Raw genomic sequence first — 14,894 nt, 5'->3', positions numbered from 1 at the left:
TTCCAGACCATCGGCGCGAGCTGAAAGGGTGACTTGATCGGCCCGGAAAGTGGCCGCCCTCACACTCGAATCCATGTGGCTCACCTCCCTGCTTGTGACAACGTTGACATTCACTTTCACGCCGGCCACCACCACTCCCGAACCCGCCGTCGCGGCGACGATCTGCGCCAAGTACTGCGACAGCCGCGACCCCGCATTGGCCGTCGGCGAAAGAAGACCCGCCACGGCGACCGTCTGGGGCCGCGGCATCACGCTTCATCTCTCCGACGGCGACAACATGGGCTGGGGCAGCATCGGCAACGGCGATCCCGGCGACGAGGTCTGGCTCGACCGCTCCTTCGACGGCGGCCGCACCTGGGCGGGCGACAGCCGGATCGGCGACACGAAGATCCCGTCCGGTCAGCGCGGCTGGCGGACCCTGATGTTCAACGTCGACGACCCCGCCACCCACCGCTTCGGCGCCCTCCGCGCCTGCGGGAAGGCGAGCAACCGGCCGGAAATCGCCTGCACGCCGTGGTTCCGCACCACGGTCGCCGCGAACGACCGCGCCGAAGCCGCGGCCACCGCGCTCATGCAGTTCTACGACAACGGCACCGGACTCTGGCAGACCACGGGCTGGTGGAACTCGGCGAACGCGCTCACCGCGATCCTCGACTACAGCACCCGCACCGGCTCGCGGAACTACCGCCACGCCATCGCCAACACCTTCGACCGCAACCGTGGCGACAACTTCACGAACGAATACATCGACGACACCGGCTGGTGGGCGCTCGCCTGGATCCGCGCCTACGACCTGACCAAGGACCGCCGCTATCTCGACACCGCCGTCATCGCGGCGAACTACATGTACTCCTATCGCGACGGGACCTGCGGCGGCGGGCTCTGGTGGTCGACGGCGAAGACGTACAAGAACGCCGTCACCAACGAGTTGTACGTCAAGGTGGCCGCGTCACTGCACAACCGGCTCCCCGGCGACACGCTTCAGCTCGCGCGGGCACGCGAGGTCTGGGACTGGTTCCGCGCGAGCGGCATGATCAACGGGAGTTCCCTGATCAACGACGGCCTGAACTCCTCCTGCGCCAACAACGGGCAGGCCGTCTGGAGTTACAACCAGGGCATCGTCCTCGGCGCGCTGGTCGAACTGAACCGCGCGACCGGTGACGCCACCCTGCTCACCACGGCCCGGCGGCTCGCGGACGCCTCCACGACGACGTCGCTGCTGCACTCGAACGGGATCCTCCGCGACCCGTGCGAGTCCGGTGACTGCGGCGCCGACGGGCCTTCGTTCAAGGGCGCGTACGCCAGGGGGCTCGGCGAGCTGGACCGCGCGCTCGCGGCCAGGCCTTACCGCGCTTACCTGACGCGGCAGGCGAACGCGACGATCGCGAACAACCGCACGTCGCTCGATCAGCACGGCCTACGCTGGGCGGGGCCGGTCGACAAGATCGACGCCGCCCGTCAGCACAGCGCGCTGGAGGTCCTCACGGCAGCCCTCTGAGCACCGGATCCGGAACGTGCAGCCAGGCGCGGACCTCGGTCTCCTTCTCGTGCACGAGCACCTGCCGGTAGCTCATCGTGTCGAGACCGGGGCCGCCCTGGTCCTGGACGTCCTCGTGGAACCGGTCGGAGACGAGCACCACCACGGGCGACTCGCCCGGCGCTTCGGCGAGCGCGTCGCGCAGTACGCGTGAATCGAGCAGCCGCGCGAGGAGCACCTTCGGCCGTCCCGTCACGCCGTACTCGTCGAGCGCGATCTCCCCGGCGTGGATCGCCACCCGCACCCGGATCCGCAGGCCGGGCTCGGTGGCGACGTTGTACCTGGCCAGTTCCGCGGTCAGCCGTGAGAGAAGCGGATACACCAGGCGGAACTTCGGGAAATGCGGCGGGACGACGACGATCATGCCGTCCCCGGTGTCGCGTTTCAGGCAGGCGTCCCAGGCGATGCCGCTGGTCTCGAAGGCTTCGGCCAGCATGCCGAAGAGCATCCTCCGGACCCGGACGAAGACCTCGCTGCTGCGCCCGACCTGACCGAATCCGGCGATGTCGATCGAGAACAACCCGCAGTGCATGCCGGACTCGACCCACGCCGTCGGCGGCGGATAGAGGATCTTCCGCCGCAGCAGGGCGAGGTGCACACAGGCCACGGTGACCAGGAGGATCGTGCCGAAGAGCCAGGCGAACGAGAGCATCGCCTCCGACTCGCCTTCCGCCGCGGCCCGTTCGAGCAGGAGCAGCATCGCGACGGCGACACCGCCGTAGCCCAGCACGAACAGCCACAGGACGGCACGCCGCAACCGGATCGCGGCGTGCGCGACCGGTAACAGCGCGAGCATGCCGAACGACCCGACGACCACCACGAAATACCAGAGACTCACGACGCGTTGTGCGGTCGAGACGCGTGTGGGACCGGTTCCGACGGCCACCTTCTTCCCCCCGTCACCGTGTGACACCGGGAACGATAACGCCTCATCCGAGCCGGGAGGAAGTCGCTTTCCCCAGCCGTGACCCGGCCATCGGGACGGCGTGATGCGCCACACCGGAGGCTCGGGAGGACGAAGCTGTCGGAGGGGACGGATATCCTCCAGTACGGTGTCGCGTTGAACACCACCTCCACGAGCTAGTTCGCGAGCCATGACTCCAGGAGAAGTACCCAGTGACTGCTGAGACCCTGTACGGGGCCGACGACCTGACGCATCTCGAGGGTCTGGAAGCGGTCCGCAAGCGCCCCGGGATGTACATCGGTTCCACCGACAGCCGCGGCATCAACCACCTGTTCTCCGAGGTCGTGGACAACTCGACCGACGAAGGTGTGGCGGGTCACGCCACGAAGATCGTGGTCACCCTGCACGCCGACGGCAGTGTCCAGGTCGACGACGACGGCCGCGGCATCCCCACCGGCACGCACGCCAAATCCGGTCTGTCGGGCGTCGAGCTGGTGCTGACGAGGCTGCACGCGGGCGGCAAGTTCGGCGGCTCCGGCTACAAGACCTCCGGTGGCCTGCACGGCGTCGGCGCCTCGGCGGTGAACGCGCTGTCGCATCGCTTCGACGTCACGGTGAAGCAGAGCGGCAAGGTCCACCAGATGTCGTTCGCGCACGGCGTCCCCGGCGTGTTCGACGGGCCCGGCCCGAAGGCGAAGTTCACCCGCAAATCCGGGCTGAACATCACCGGCAAGATGAAGCGCGGCGAGCGATCCGGCACGTCGATCCGGTACTGGTACGACTCGCGTTACTTCGAAAGCGGCGCCGCGCTCGACGTCGAAGGCGTCCGCGCGAAGATGCGCAACACGGCCTTCCTCGTCCCCGGCGTCACGTACGTGCTTCGCACCGCCGTCGACGACTCGATCAGTGAAGAGACCTTCCACTACCCCAACGGCCTCGCCGACATGGTCGACTTCCTCGCCCCGTCCGACGAGAAACCCGTCTGCGGCACGCTGATCATCAACGGCGAGGGCACGTACAAGGAGAACGCGGCCGACGCCAGCGGGGTCATGCAGTCCAATGTGGTGCGTCACGCGGAGGTCGAGGTCGCGCTGCGCTGGGGCACCGGCTACGAGCGCACGGTGGAATGCTTCACCAACACCATCCGCAACGTGCACGGCGGCACGCACCGCCGCGGTTTCGACCGCGCGGTGCTGAAAGCCTTGCAGGACGCCATTTCCAAGACCCGCGGGCTGCTCAAGCCCAAGGAGGAGATGCCGACCGTCGAAGACGTGCTCGAAGGGATGACGGCGGTCGTCCACGTCCGCCTGCCCGAGCCTCAGTTCACCTCGCAGACCAAGGACGAGCTGTCCACCGCCGGGATCACCAGGGTCATCCAGGGCATCGTCGACAAGCACATCCGCGCCTGGACCGAAGAGCGCAAGACCAAGTCCGAGGCGAAGATCGTGCTGCAGAAGGTGGTCGACGCGGCACGCGTCCGGCTCACCCAGAAGCAGCAGAAGGACGCCGCCCGGCGCAAGACCGCGCTCGAAGGCGCGGCCATGCCGCCGAAACTGGTCGACTGCCGCACCACCGGCGTTTCCCGCAGCGAGCTGTTCCTCGTCGAGGGTGACAGCGCGCTCGGTTCGGCGCGGATGGCGCGCGTGTCGGAGTACCAGGCGCTGCTTCCCTTGCGCGGCAAGATCCTCAACGTCCAGAAGGCGTCACTCGGCGACACCTTGAAGAACGCCGAGATCGCCTCGATCGTGCAGGTGCTCGGCGCGGGCAGCGGGCGCACGTTCGACCTGTCGACCATGCGCTACGGCCGGGTGATCCTGATGGCCGACGCGGACGTCGACGGTTCGCATATCCGCACACTGCTGATCACGCTGTTCGCCAAGTACATGCGGCCGGCGATCGAGGACGGCAGGCTCTACGCCGCGATGCCGCCGCTGCACAAACTGGTCACCAAGGGCCGCAACCCGGAAACCCATTTCACCTTCACCCAGAAGGAGATGGAGACCAAGTACGCGGAGCTGGAGCGGGCGGGCAAGCAGATCGTCACGCCGGTGCCGCGGTTCAAGGGTCTCGGCGAGATGGACGCCGACGAACTGTGGGAGACCACGATGAACCCGGCCACCCGCTCGGTCCGCCGGATCACCCTCGACGACGTCGAAGCCGCGGAGAACGCGCTCGAACTGTTGATGGGCGAGAAGGTCGAGCCACGCCGCAACTGGCTGGTCGAATCCTCCGACCGGGTCGACCGCGAAGCCATCGACGCCTGATTTCGTTGCTATTCAAGGAGCTTTGAGCAATGGCACGCCGTAAGGGCACCACCACCAAGGTCGATCCCGCCGCGTTCGACAAGCCCGGCGCGAACGTCTTCGACAACTCGCTGAAGACGGAGATCGAGGATTCGTACCTGGAGTACGCCTATTCGGTCATCCACTCGCGGGCGCTCCCGGACGCGCGGGACGGGCTGAAGCCGGTGCACCGCCGGATCATGCACTCGATGAACGAGAACGGCTACCGGCCTTCGCACGCGTACGTGAAGTCGGCGCGTGTCACCGGCGACGTGATGGGCAAGTACCACCCACACGGTGAGACGGCGATCTACGACGCCATGGTCCGGCTCGCGCAGGATTTCTCGCTCAACGTTCCGCTCGTGGACGGGCACGGGAACTTCGGCTCCCCCGACGACGGTCCGGCCGCCTCGCGGTACACCGAGGCGCGGCTGTCCCCGGAAGCGATGCTGCTGGTCGGTGAGCTCGGCGAGGACACCGTCGACTTCCGGCCGAACTACGACGGCTCGCTCGAAGAGCCTTCGGTGCTGCCCGCGGCGTTCCCGAACCTGCTGGTCAACGGCACTTCCGGGATCGCCGTCGGGATGGCGACCAATATGATCCCGCACAACATGAGCGAGGTCATCGGCGCCGCGCGCTGGCTGATCAACCACCCGAACGCCACCCTCGACAAGCTGATGGAGTACGTCCCCGGCCCCGACCTGCCGACCGGCGGTTCGCTGCTGGGCCTCGACGAGGTGCGCCGCGCGTACGAGACCGGCCGAGGCGTCGTGCGCATGCGCGCCAGCGCCGAGACCGGGCCGCTGGAGGGCAGCCGCGGCCGCCAGGCGATCACCGTCACCGAGCTGCCGTACGGCGTCGGCCCGGAGAAGGTGATCGAGAAGATCACCGACGAGGTCAACAAGTCCAAGCGGCTCACCGGGATCGCCGACGTCAAGGACCTCACCGACCGCGAGAACGGCACGCGGCTGGTGATCGAATGCAAGGTCGGCGTGAACCCGCAGGCGCTGCTGGCGGACCTGTACCGGCTCACGCCGCTGGAGCAGTCGTTCGGCATCAACAACCTGGTGCTGGTGGACGGGCAGCCGCAGACGCTGGGGCTCAAGGCGCTGCTGGAGGTCTTCCTCAGCCACCGCTACGAGGTCGTCACCCGCCGCACGCGGTACCGGCGCCGCAAGCGCGAAGAGCGCCTGCACCTGGTCGACGGCCTGCTGATCGCCCTGCTCGACATCGACAAGGTGATCAAGCTGATCCGCGACAGCGAGAACGCCGCGGCCGCGAAGGACGGCCTGATGAAGCGGTTCAAGCTCTCGGAGATCCAGGCGACCTACATCCTGGACACCCCGCTGCGGCGGCTCACCAAGTACGACCGGATCGAGCTCGAAGCCGAGCAGGACAAGCTGCGCGGGGAGATCGCCGAGCTGTCGAAGATCCTCGACGACGAGTCGGTGCTGAAGAAGGTCGTCTCGGCCGAGCTGGCCAAGGTCGCCAAGGACCACCCCACCGAACGCCGCACCGCGCTGATCGACGGCGACCTCAAGGAGGTCCTCGCCGCGTCGAAGCCGTCGGGGCCGCTGGAGGTCGCCGACGACCCGTGCCAGGTGATCCTGTCGGCCACGGGGCTGGTCGCGCGGACGGCGGCGGAATCGGAGGAAGCGTCGGAGGTTCGGCGCCGCAACGGCCGCGTCAAACACGACTCGGTGTCCGCGGTGGTCCATTCGACCGCCCGCGGTCAGGTGCTTCTGGTGACGAACCGCGGCCGTGCGTTCAAGACCGACGTGCTGCCGCTGCCGGTGCTGCCCGAGCAGGCGGGCACGGTGTCGCTGCGCGGCGGGATGGCCGCGAAGGAACTGGTGCCGCTGGAGAAGGGCGAGCGCGTCATCGGGCTGGCCCCGCTCGGCGAACAGGCGGCCGGCTCCCCGGGCCTCGCGCTCGGCACGAAGCACGGTGTCGTGAAGGTGTGCGCGCCGGAATGGCCGGTCCGCTCGGACGAGTTCGACGTGATCAGCCTGAAGGACGGCGACGAGGTCGTCGGCGCCACCTGGCTCACCGACGGCGAAGAGACGCTGGCGTTCCTGTCGTCCGAAGCGTCACTGCTGCGCTACCCGGCTTCGCTCGTGCGGCCGCAGGGCCTCAAGGGCGGTGGCATGGCCGGGATCACCGTGCGCGGTGAAGCGGAAGTGGTCTTCTTCGGCGCGATCCGCACCGACGACGCCGAACACGGCGAGCCGATGGTCGTCACCGCGACCGGCGCGAGCGTGAAGGTGACCCCGTTCAGCGAGTACCCGGCCAAGGGCCGCGCGACCGGTGGTGTCCGGGCGCAGCGGTTCCTCAAGGGCGAGACACGGCTGGTCGTCGGCTGGATCGGCCCGCGTCCCGCCGGCGCCTCACGCACCGGTGACCCGGTGGAGCTCCCCGAAGTCGACGTCCGCCGCGACGGCTCCGGCCACGCGCACCCCGGCCCCGAGGTCGTCGGTCACCTCATCGAACGGGACTAACCCCCCGCCCACCCGTGTCCGGAGCCGTAACTCACGTGATCGAAGCCGTAACTCACGTGCTTGGAGCCGTAACTCACGTGCTTGGAGCCGTAACTCACGTGCTTGGAGCCGTAACTCGCCCATGACGGGAGTTACGCCTCCAAGCACGCGAGTTACGCGCTCAATCACGCGAGATACGTCTCCAGACACGCGAGTTACGGCTCCAAGCACACGTGATCCGGCTCCTGGCACGCGGGGGTTCGGGCCCGGAGTGGTAGCAAAGGTCCCTTGCTCTCCTCAGCGACCGAGCAGACCCTTCGCGATGTGCGTCACCTGGATCTCGTTGCTGCCCGCGTAGATCATCAGCGACTTCGCGTCCCTCGCCAGTTGCTCCACCCGGTACTCCGCCATGTACCCGTTCCCGCCGAACAGCTGCACGGCCTCCATCGCCACCTCGGTGGCCGCCTCGGACGAGTACAGCTTCATCGCCGAAGCCTCGGCCAGCGTCGGCATCTTGCCCGCGCGCAGGGTCTCGATCAGCTGGAACACCATGTTCTGCACGTTGATCCGCGCGACCTCCATCTTCGCCAGCTTGAGCTGGATCAGCTGGAACCGCCCGATCTCCTGGCCCCACAGCTTCCGATTCTTCGCGTAGTCCACGCAAAGCCGGTGGCATTCGTTGATGATCCCGAGCGCCAGCGCCGCGACACCGATCCGCTCGACGGCGAACCCGGACTTCACCTCGGCCTTGCTGTCGCCGTCACGACCGGTCTCGGATTCACCGAGCAGCCGGTCCTTCCCGAGCCTGACGTCGCTGAAGAACAGCTCACCGGTCGGCGAGGACATCATGCCCATCTTCTTGAACGGTTTGCCCTGCGTGAGCCCGGGCATGCCCTTGTCCAGCACGAACGTCAGCACTTTGCGGTCACGGACCGCGGTGTCGTTGCCTTCGTCGAGCTTGGCGTACACGATGATCGTGTCGGCGTAAGGCCCGTTGGTGATGAACGTCTTCTGTCCATTGAGGACGTACTCGTCACCGTCGCGCCGCACCGACGTCTTCATCCCACCGAAAGCGTCCGAACCGGAGTCCGGCTCGGTGATCGCCCACGCGCCGACCTTCTCGAACGTCGCCAGCCCGGGCAGCCACCGTTCCTTCTGCGCCTGCGTGCCCTTGGTCAGGATCGTCTGCGCGGTCAGCCCGATGCTCACGCCGAGCGAGGCGACGATGCCGAGGCTGACCCCGGCCAGTTCGCTCACCGCGATGAGCGCCATCGCCTCCTGCCCGCCGAACGCCAAGCCACCGCCACCGCCGCCGGAGCCGCGATCCCCAGACAGCAGTTTCGACACCGATTCCCGCGCGAGCGCGTCGATGCCGAAGGACGCGAACATCTTCCGGATGATGTCGTACGGCGGCAGCGTCCCGCTTTCCAGCGCGTCGAGGTGCGGCCGGATCTCCTTGTCGATGAACTCCCGGATGGCGTCCCTGATCAGCAGTTCGGTCTCGGACCACTCGATCACGGCAGCCTCGCCGCGATGTCGTCGATCTCCCAGGCCGCCTCGGTTTCGATCACCTTGACGTCATGCCAGCCCGCGAGTTCGGAGATCGCGCCACCCTGCACCGCGAACACCTTGCCGGTGAGCGGACATTTCTCGGTCGCGAGGTAGGCCACCAGCGGCGAGATGTTGGCCGGGGAGAACGCGTCGAACTCGCCTTCCTCGACCTCTTGGGCGAAGATCGCGCCCATGCCCGGCGTCGCCAGGGTGAGCCGAGTACGCGCGATCGGCGCGATCGCGTTGACCCGCACGCCGTAGCGTTCCAGTTCCTCGGCGGCGACAAGCGTCAGCGCGGCGATCCCCGCTTTCGCCGCGCCGTAGTTCGCCTGCCCCGCGTTCGGCAGTGTGGTCCCGGACGCCGACGCGGTGTTGATCACCGAGCCCGCCACCGGTTCGCCGGCCTTGCTCGCGCTCTTCCAGTACGCGGCCGCGTGCCGCAGCACCGCCGCGTGCCCCTTCAGGTGTACCGCGATCACGGAATCCCATTGGGACTCCTCCAGCCCCGCGATGAACGCGTCGCGCAGGATGCCCGCGTTGTTCACGACGACGTCGAGCCTGCCGAACTCCCCCACCGCCTGCGCGACCAGTTCCTCCGCGCCCGCCCAATCGGCGACGTTGGCCGTGTTCGCCACGGCCTGCCCGCCCGCCGCGCGGATCTCGTCGACGACCTCCTGTGCGGGCCCGGTGTCGCTGCCGCTGCCGTCGTTCGCGCCGCCGAGGTCGTTGACCACGACGCTCGCGCCCTCGCGTGCGAACAGCAGCGCGTGCTCGCGGCCGATCCCGCGTCCGGCGCCGGTGATGACGGCGACCCGCCCGTCGAGTGCTCCCATGGCTTTGCTCCTACTCCGCGAATTCCGCGAGACCGTCCTTGATCACGACGGTTTCGCCGACGGTGGTTTCGAACTGGTAGCTCCCGCCACCCGCGCTCCAGATGGACGTGGTCAGGTCTTGCCCGGGCAGCACCGGTTTGGCGAACCGCACGGCGAACCGCTTCAGTCTGTCCACATCGGACCCGGCGACCTCGGTCAGCAGCGCCCACGAGGTGAACGCCATCGTGCACAGGCCGTGCGCGATGATCCCTGGCAGCCCCGAATCCTTCGCGACCTCTTCGTCGAGATGGATGGGCATGGGATCGCCGGCGGCGGGCGCGTACCGGTAGGTCTGGTCGTCGTCGACGTGCTGGCTGACCTTCGCCACCGGCGCCCGCGAGCGCAGGTCTTCGTCGAACTTGTGCTCCGGCCCGAGTTCGCCGCGCGTCTCGCCGGTGTCGAACCCGCGCACGAACAGGGTCACGTACTGCTCGTTGACCAGGTCGCCGCCCTCGGTCCGGCACTCGAGGTGGATGGTGCCGCGCGTGCCGTTCTTCAGTCCTTCGTAGCCGGTCATGCGCGCCCGCGACACGAGCTTGTCACCTGGGCGGATCGGCCGGTGGAACCGGAATTCCTGCTCTCCGTGCACGATCCGGCCGAACAAGCCGACCGGGACGACCTCGAGCGCGGGTTCCATCAGCGACTCGAACACCGGCACGATCGCGAACACAGGGCTCGCGACGTCCCCCGCGAGATGCGCCGGGATCGGGTCGTTGGTGGCCTTCGCGTACTCGATCAGCCGCTCGCGGGTCACCTCGAACCGTGACTCGTCGGTCCACTTGCCGAGCCCGCCGGGGTCGAACCGCTCGGTCACGAGACCAGCGCCTTGAAGTTCTCGAGGGAGGCGTCGAGGTTCTTCTTGCCGTCCTTCTCGACGGCCTTGCCGAGCGCGCCGACGATCATCTGGCCGGCGAACTCCGCGTCGATGCTGGCGAGCGAACCTTCGCCGGCCGCCTCCACCGACAGCTCGAACTTGACCTTCACCCCGGCCATCCCGGTCCCGGAGATCGCCAGCTTCGACGGCGCCTCGAACTCGTCGACGGTCCAGGTGATCGTGTTCGGCATCCCGAGCATCGTGACGACCTCGGAAGCCTGGGCCCCCTTGGAGAACTCCGCCGGGACCTCGCCCTTCCACTTGGTGTGGATGGTCAGCCACTTCTCGAAGTTGTTGGGATTGGAGAACTCCGCCCACACCTTGTCGGGAGCGGCGGGGAGTTCGACGGAGGCACTGATCTTGCCCATGGTTCTTCCTTTCGGGATCAGCGCTCGGCGCGCTGGTAGGCGGTGACGACGGCGGCGCCGCCGAGTCCGATGTTGTGCTGCAGTGCGGCCTGAACGCCGTCGACCTGGCGTTTGTCCGCGGTTCCGCGCAGCTGCCAGGTCAGTTCGGCGCATTGCGCGAGGCCGGTGGCGCCGAGCGGGTGTCCCTTGGAGATCAGCCCACCGGACGGGTTGACGACCCACTTCCCGCCGTAGGTGGTGTCCCCGGAGTCGACGAGTTTCCCGGCTTCGCCCTCGGCGCAGAGCCCGAGCGCTTCGTAGAGCAGGAGTTCGTTGGCGGAGAAGCAGTCGTGCAGTTCGATGACCTGGAAGTCCTCCGCGCCGAGCCCCGCCTGGTCGTACACCTGGCGGGCGGCCTGGACGTTCATGTCGTAACCGATGATGTTCTTCGCGGTGCCGTCGAAGGTGCTGGCGAAGTCGGTGGTCATCGCCTGCCCGACGATCTCCACGGCCTGCCCCGATAGCCCGTGCGAGTCCACAAAGGACTCGCTGGCGAGGATCGCCGCGCCCGAGCCGTCCGACGTCGGTGAGCACTGGAGCTTGGTCAGCGGGTCGTAGATCATCCGCGAGTCCAGGATGTCCTGCAGCGAATAGCTTTCCTGGAACTGCGCGTACGGGTTGTTCACCGAGTGCCGGTGGTTCTTCTCGCCGATCTTGGCGAAGTGTTCGGCGGTGGTGCCGTAGGTCTTCATGTGCTCGCGGCCCGCCGCGCCGAACATCCACGGTGCGGGCGGGAAAAGGACCTCGGAGATCTCCGCGAGCGCCTGGATGTGCCTGCCCATCGGCTGCTCGCGGTCGTCGTAGGTCGAGCCGAGTGATCCAGGCTGCATCTTCTCGAAACCCAGCGCGAGCGCGCAGTCCGCGCGGCCACCCCGGATCGCCTCCGCGGCCAGGTACAGCGCGGTCGACCCGGTCGAGCAGTTGTTGTTGACGTTGACCACCGGGATGCCGGTCATGCCCAGTTCGTAGACCGCCCGCTGCCCCGAGGTCGACTCGCCGTAGACATAGCCGACGTAGGCCTGCCGCACCTCGTCGAAGGAGATCCCGGCGTCTTCGAGCGCCTTGGTCCCGGACTCCTTGGCCATCTGCGGGTAATCCCAGTCCTCGCGACGTCCGGGCTTCTCGAACTTCGTCATGCCCACGCCGACGACGTACACCTTGTTGGCCACCACGACGCTCCTTGTCGTTGCTGTTGGAACTGAAGATACAGACAGGACTGTATTTATCAACCCCTTACATACAGGTCTGAACGGATGTTACTTAGGGCACGTTGCGTGTCAGGTGACGCAGACAGGCGGCTCGCACCCCCGTTAAACAGGGCGAACACAACTCACAGGGGGATTCGATGAAACGTACGAGCTTGGTTTTGACGGCCACCGTCGCCGCCGGACTGCTGTCGGCAGGCACCGCGTCGGCGACCGACTGGACGATGAGCTACCTGCCGGTGCCCTACGGCACCGTCCAGGTCGTGGCCACCGACGGGGCCGGAAGCTACGCGGGACACTCCGAATACGGCTTGCTCACCTGGTCGGGAGGGACCGTTCAGAACCACGGCATCCCGGCGGGCCACGACAGGGTCGAGACCGTGGACGAGAACGCGTCGGGGTCGATTCTCACGAACGGCTACGCGATTTCGACCCGCACTTATCGTTCGTTCGTCTTCGAGAACGGCGGCTTCCAGCTTCTGGGGAAGGTGCCGAACTACGCCCAGACGCGGGTCGTCGGCATGAACGACCGCGGCGACGTCGTCGGCTCCGTGCACAACGACCCGCGATTCGGTTCCTGGGCGGCGCTCTGGCCCGCCGACGACCGCGCGCACCCGGTACTGCTGGACAGCCCGCCGCTGCTCCGCCCGGTGGACATCGACCATGACGGCACGATCCTGATGCAGGAACAGTTCGGCGGCACCTGGCTCTGGAAGGACGGCGTGGCGCGGCAACTCGTCCTCCCGGAGGGTGTCCGCGAAGCACGCGCCCTCGCGATCCGGGACGGCAAGGTGCTGGCCGACGTCCAGGGCGGCGCCCGGCTTTGGACGGCCTACGACACCTCTGTTCCGGTGCCGGACTCCATGACGGCGGTCTCACTCAACAGGTCCGGGACCGTCACCGGTTGCTTGAGGACCCCGGACTTCTCCACGATTCCCGCGGTGTGGTCGCCGGGCGGCGCGGTCGAGACGCTTCCCGCGCCTTCTCCCGGCTGCGGCGCACTCGTGGGCGAGAACGGTGAGGTCATGGGCTCGGTGCGGGATGACAGCAGCCCCAACCACAAACCCGTGGTGTGGCGCCGTGGCTAAAGTCGGGCTATGGATCCCGAGGAGCTTCGGCAGCGGTTCTCCCTGCTGACCACCGCGCATCTGACCGACGGCTGCGTCCGCGCCGGCGTCCCGGTCCGGTGCGCGCCCGCCGGCACGCACGCCGTCGTGCCAGGTAGCCGCGTCGCCGGGCGGGTCACCCCCGCCCGGCACGTCGGCAGCGTCGACGTCTTCCTGGAGGCGTACGAAAACGCGAACCCCGGCGACGTCCTCGTCGTCGACAACGGCGGCAGGCTCGACGAGAGCTGCGTCGGGGACCTCGCGGTGCTCGAAGCCGAGGCGGCCGGACTGAGCGGCGTGGTCATCTGGGGGCTGCACCGCGACACCGCCGACGTCAAGAAGATCGGGCTGCCGGTGTTCAGCCTCGGCTCGATCCCGACCGGTCCGCTCTCGGTCTCCGCCCGCCCGGACGGCGCGCTCGAATCGGCCGTCGTCGGCGAGTGGACGGTGACGCGGCAAGACCTCGTGTTCGGCGACGAGGACGGCGTCCTGTTCGTCCCGGCCGACCGGGCGGACGAGGTCCTGGACCGCGCCGAGGGCATCCGCGACACCGAGCGGCTCCAGGCCGACCGGATCCGCGCCGGAGAGTCCCTTCGCGAGCAAGTACGCTTCGCCGACTTCCTCGCGGAGCGCGCGAAGTCGCCTTCGCTGACGTTCCGGCAGCACCTGCGAGCGGTCGGCGGCGCCATCGAGGAGTAGCAAGGGACCCTGACCGAGAACCTGGGGATTATGGAACTGCGGGACATCGAGATCTTCCTGGCGCTGGCCGATGAATTGCATTTCAGCCGCACCGCGGAACGTCTGCACGTCTCGCAGGCACGGGTGAGCCAGACGATCAAGCAGGTGGAGCGCCGGATCGGCGCGCCGCTCTTCGCCCGCACCAGCAGGCGGGTCCGGCTCACGCCGATCGGCGAGCGGTTGCGGGACGACCTCGGTCCCGCCTACCGCGCGCTGCACGAAGGCATCGACCGCGCGATCGCGGCCGGACGCGGGATCGGCGGCGTGCTGCGGCTGGGTTTCGAAGCACCCGGCGTCGCCGACCTGATCGAAGACCTCCTGGACCGTTTCCGGCAGCGCTACCCGGAGACTGAACTTCTCATCCGCGAAGCCGATTTCGCCGATCCGATGGCGATGCTGCGCTCGGGCGAGGTCGACGTGCTGGTGACCCTGCTCCCGGCCGACGAACCGGATCTCACGACCGGACCGGTCGTGCACACCGAACCGATGGTGCTCGCCGTGTCGTCGAAACATCCTTTCGCGCGACGGAAGTCCGTGACCCTGGACGACCTCGCCCGCGACACCGTCCTTCGCGCGGCGCATCCGCCGGAGCCGTACTGGGTCGAGGAACCACGCCAATGGCTGACACCGGCCGGACATCCCGTGACGCGGGGCAAGCCCTTCGCGACCTTTCAGGAACTGCTCGCCGCGATCGCCACCGGGGCCGGCATCTGCCCGCTCGCCGCACACGCGCGGGAGTACTTCAGCCACCCGCGAATCCGCTTCGTGCCCTTCGCCGGCTCACCCGACGTCGAGTGGGGCCTCGTCTGGCCGCGCTCCGCGGAGACGGCCCGCGTACACGCCTTCGCGACCGTCGCCGCCGCCTCGCGCCCCTGACCAGCGAAAAGGGAGCAAGGGACCTTTGCTACCGCCCCGCCACCCCGCCCCACCGACCGAACAGC

At 68.0% G+C, this 14,894-nt stretch carries 12 protein-coding genes; 6 read left to right on the top strand and 6 right to left on the bottom strand.

Features of this window, described 5'->3' with window-relative positions; translation table 11 throughout:
• The first annotated feature begins 73 nt into the window (after positions 1-73).
• Positions 74-1,498, top strand: coding sequence for a glycoside hydrolase family 76 protein (locus ACFVM3_RS13020; RefSeq protein ID WP_378438280.1), 1,425 nt, complete (start codon positions 74-76; stop codon positions 1,496-1,498).
• On the opposite strand, the gene ACFVM3_RS13015 is transcribed toward ACFVM3_RS13020, so the two are convergent.
• A complete protein-coding gene (locus tag ACFVM3_RS13015) occupies positions 1,482-2,375 on the bottom strand; it encodes a hypothetical protein (RefSeq protein WP_257488903.1) in 894 nt (297 codons plus the stop codon). The two genes, ACFVM3_RS13020 and ACFVM3_RS13015, sit on opposite strands and share 17 nt — an antisense overlap.
• Before the next feature lie 278 nt (positions 2,376-2,653).
• On the opposite strand from ACFVM3_RS13015, the gene ACFVM3_RS13010 reads away from it, so the two are divergent.
• Both ACFVM3_RS13010 and ACFVM3_RS13005 read left to right on the top strand, forming a co-directional pair.
• Positions 2,654-4,705: a type IIA DNA topoisomerase subunit B gene (locus ACFVM3_RS13010; RefSeq protein WP_126737099.1), complete on the top strand. Its 2,052-nt coding sequence runs from the start codon at positions 2,654-2,656 to the stop codon at positions 4,703-4,705.
• A 29-nt stretch (positions 4,706-4,734) separates the two neighbouring features.
• Positions 4,735-7,221: a DNA topoisomerase (ATP-hydrolyzing) subunit A gene (locus ACFVM3_RS13005; RefSeq protein WP_378438278.1), complete on the top strand. Its 2,487-nt coding sequence runs from the start codon at positions 4,735-4,737 to the stop codon at positions 7,219-7,221.
• 276 nt (positions 7,222-7,497) lie between these two features.
• Here the strand turns inward: ACFVM3_RS13005 and ACFVM3_RS13000 are convergent, their stop codons facing one another.
• From ACFVM3_RS13000 to ACFVM3_RS12980, 5 genes are read right to left on the bottom strand one after another with little or no spacing between them, the layout of a single operon-like run.
• The gene (locus ACFVM3_RS13000; RefSeq protein ID WP_378438276.1) at positions 7,498-8,718 is read right to left on the bottom strand and encodes an acyl-CoA dehydrogenase family protein; all 1,221 of its coding nucleotides are present in this window, start codon (positions 8,716-8,718) and stop codon (positions 7,498-7,500) included.
• Positions 8,715-9,584, bottom strand: coding sequence for an SDR family oxidoreductase (locus tag ACFVM3_RS12995; protein WP_126737102.1), 870 nt, complete (start codon positions 9,582-9,584; stop codon positions 8,715-8,717). Before ACFVM3_RS12995 ends, ACFVM3_RS13000 begins: the two co-directional genes overlap by 4 nt.
• A 10-nt stretch (positions 9,585-9,594) precedes the next feature.
• Positions 9,595-10,437, bottom strand: a complete 843-nt coding sequence (locus ACFVM3_RS12990) for a MaoC/PaaZ C-terminal domain-containing protein (RefSeq protein ID WP_378438273.1) — start codon at positions 10,435-10,437, stop codon at positions 9,595-9,597.
• Positions 10,434-10,865 (bottom strand): SRPBCC family protein, encoded by a 432-nt coding sequence (locus ACFVM3_RS12985; RefSeq protein WP_378438272.1) that lies wholly within the window; start codon positions 10,863-10,865, stop codon positions 10,434-10,436. Before ACFVM3_RS12985 ends, ACFVM3_RS12990 begins: the two co-directional genes overlap by 4 nt.
• Before the next feature lie 17 nt (positions 10,866-10,882).
• Entirely contained in the window at positions 10,883-12,076 is a 1,194-nt protein-coding gene (locus ACFVM3_RS12980; protein WP_378438270.1) for a lipid-transfer protein, read from the bottom strand.
• Positions 12,077-12,249: 173 nt separating this feature from the next.
• Here ACFVM3_RS12980 and ACFVM3_RS12975 point away from each other — a divergent pair, with 173 nt between their 5' ends.
• The 3 genes from ACFVM3_RS12975 to ACFVM3_RS12965 are packed head-to-tail and all read left to right on the top strand — an operon-like array spanning position 12,250 to position 14,829.
• Positions 12,250-13,197, top strand: coding sequence for a hypothetical protein (locus tag ACFVM3_RS12975; protein WP_378438268.1), 948 nt, complete (start codon positions 12,250-12,252; stop codon positions 13,195-13,197).
• Positions 13,198-13,206: 9 nt separating this feature from the next.
• Positions 13,207-13,914 carry an RraA family protein gene (locus tag ACFVM3_RS12970; protein ID WP_378438266.1) on the top strand — a complete coding sequence of 236 codons (708 nt, stop codon included), beginning with the start codon at positions 13,207-13,209 and terminating at the stop codon, positions 13,912-13,914.
• A gap of 30 nt (positions 13,915-13,944) precedes the next feature.
• Entirely contained in the window at positions 13,945-14,829 is an 885-nt protein-coding gene (locus ACFVM3_RS12965; RefSeq protein ID WP_378438264.1) for a LysR family transcriptional regulator, read from the top strand.
• The last annotated feature ends 65 nt before the right edge of the window (positions 14,830-14,894 follow it).

This window comes from Amycolatopsis sp. NPDC057786, from assembly GCF_042797905.1.
Lineage (GTDB): Bacteria > Actinomycetota > Actinomycetes > Mycobacteriales > Pseudonocardiaceae > Amycolatopsis.
This window is presented reverse-complemented; position numbering and strand designations above follow the sequence as displayed.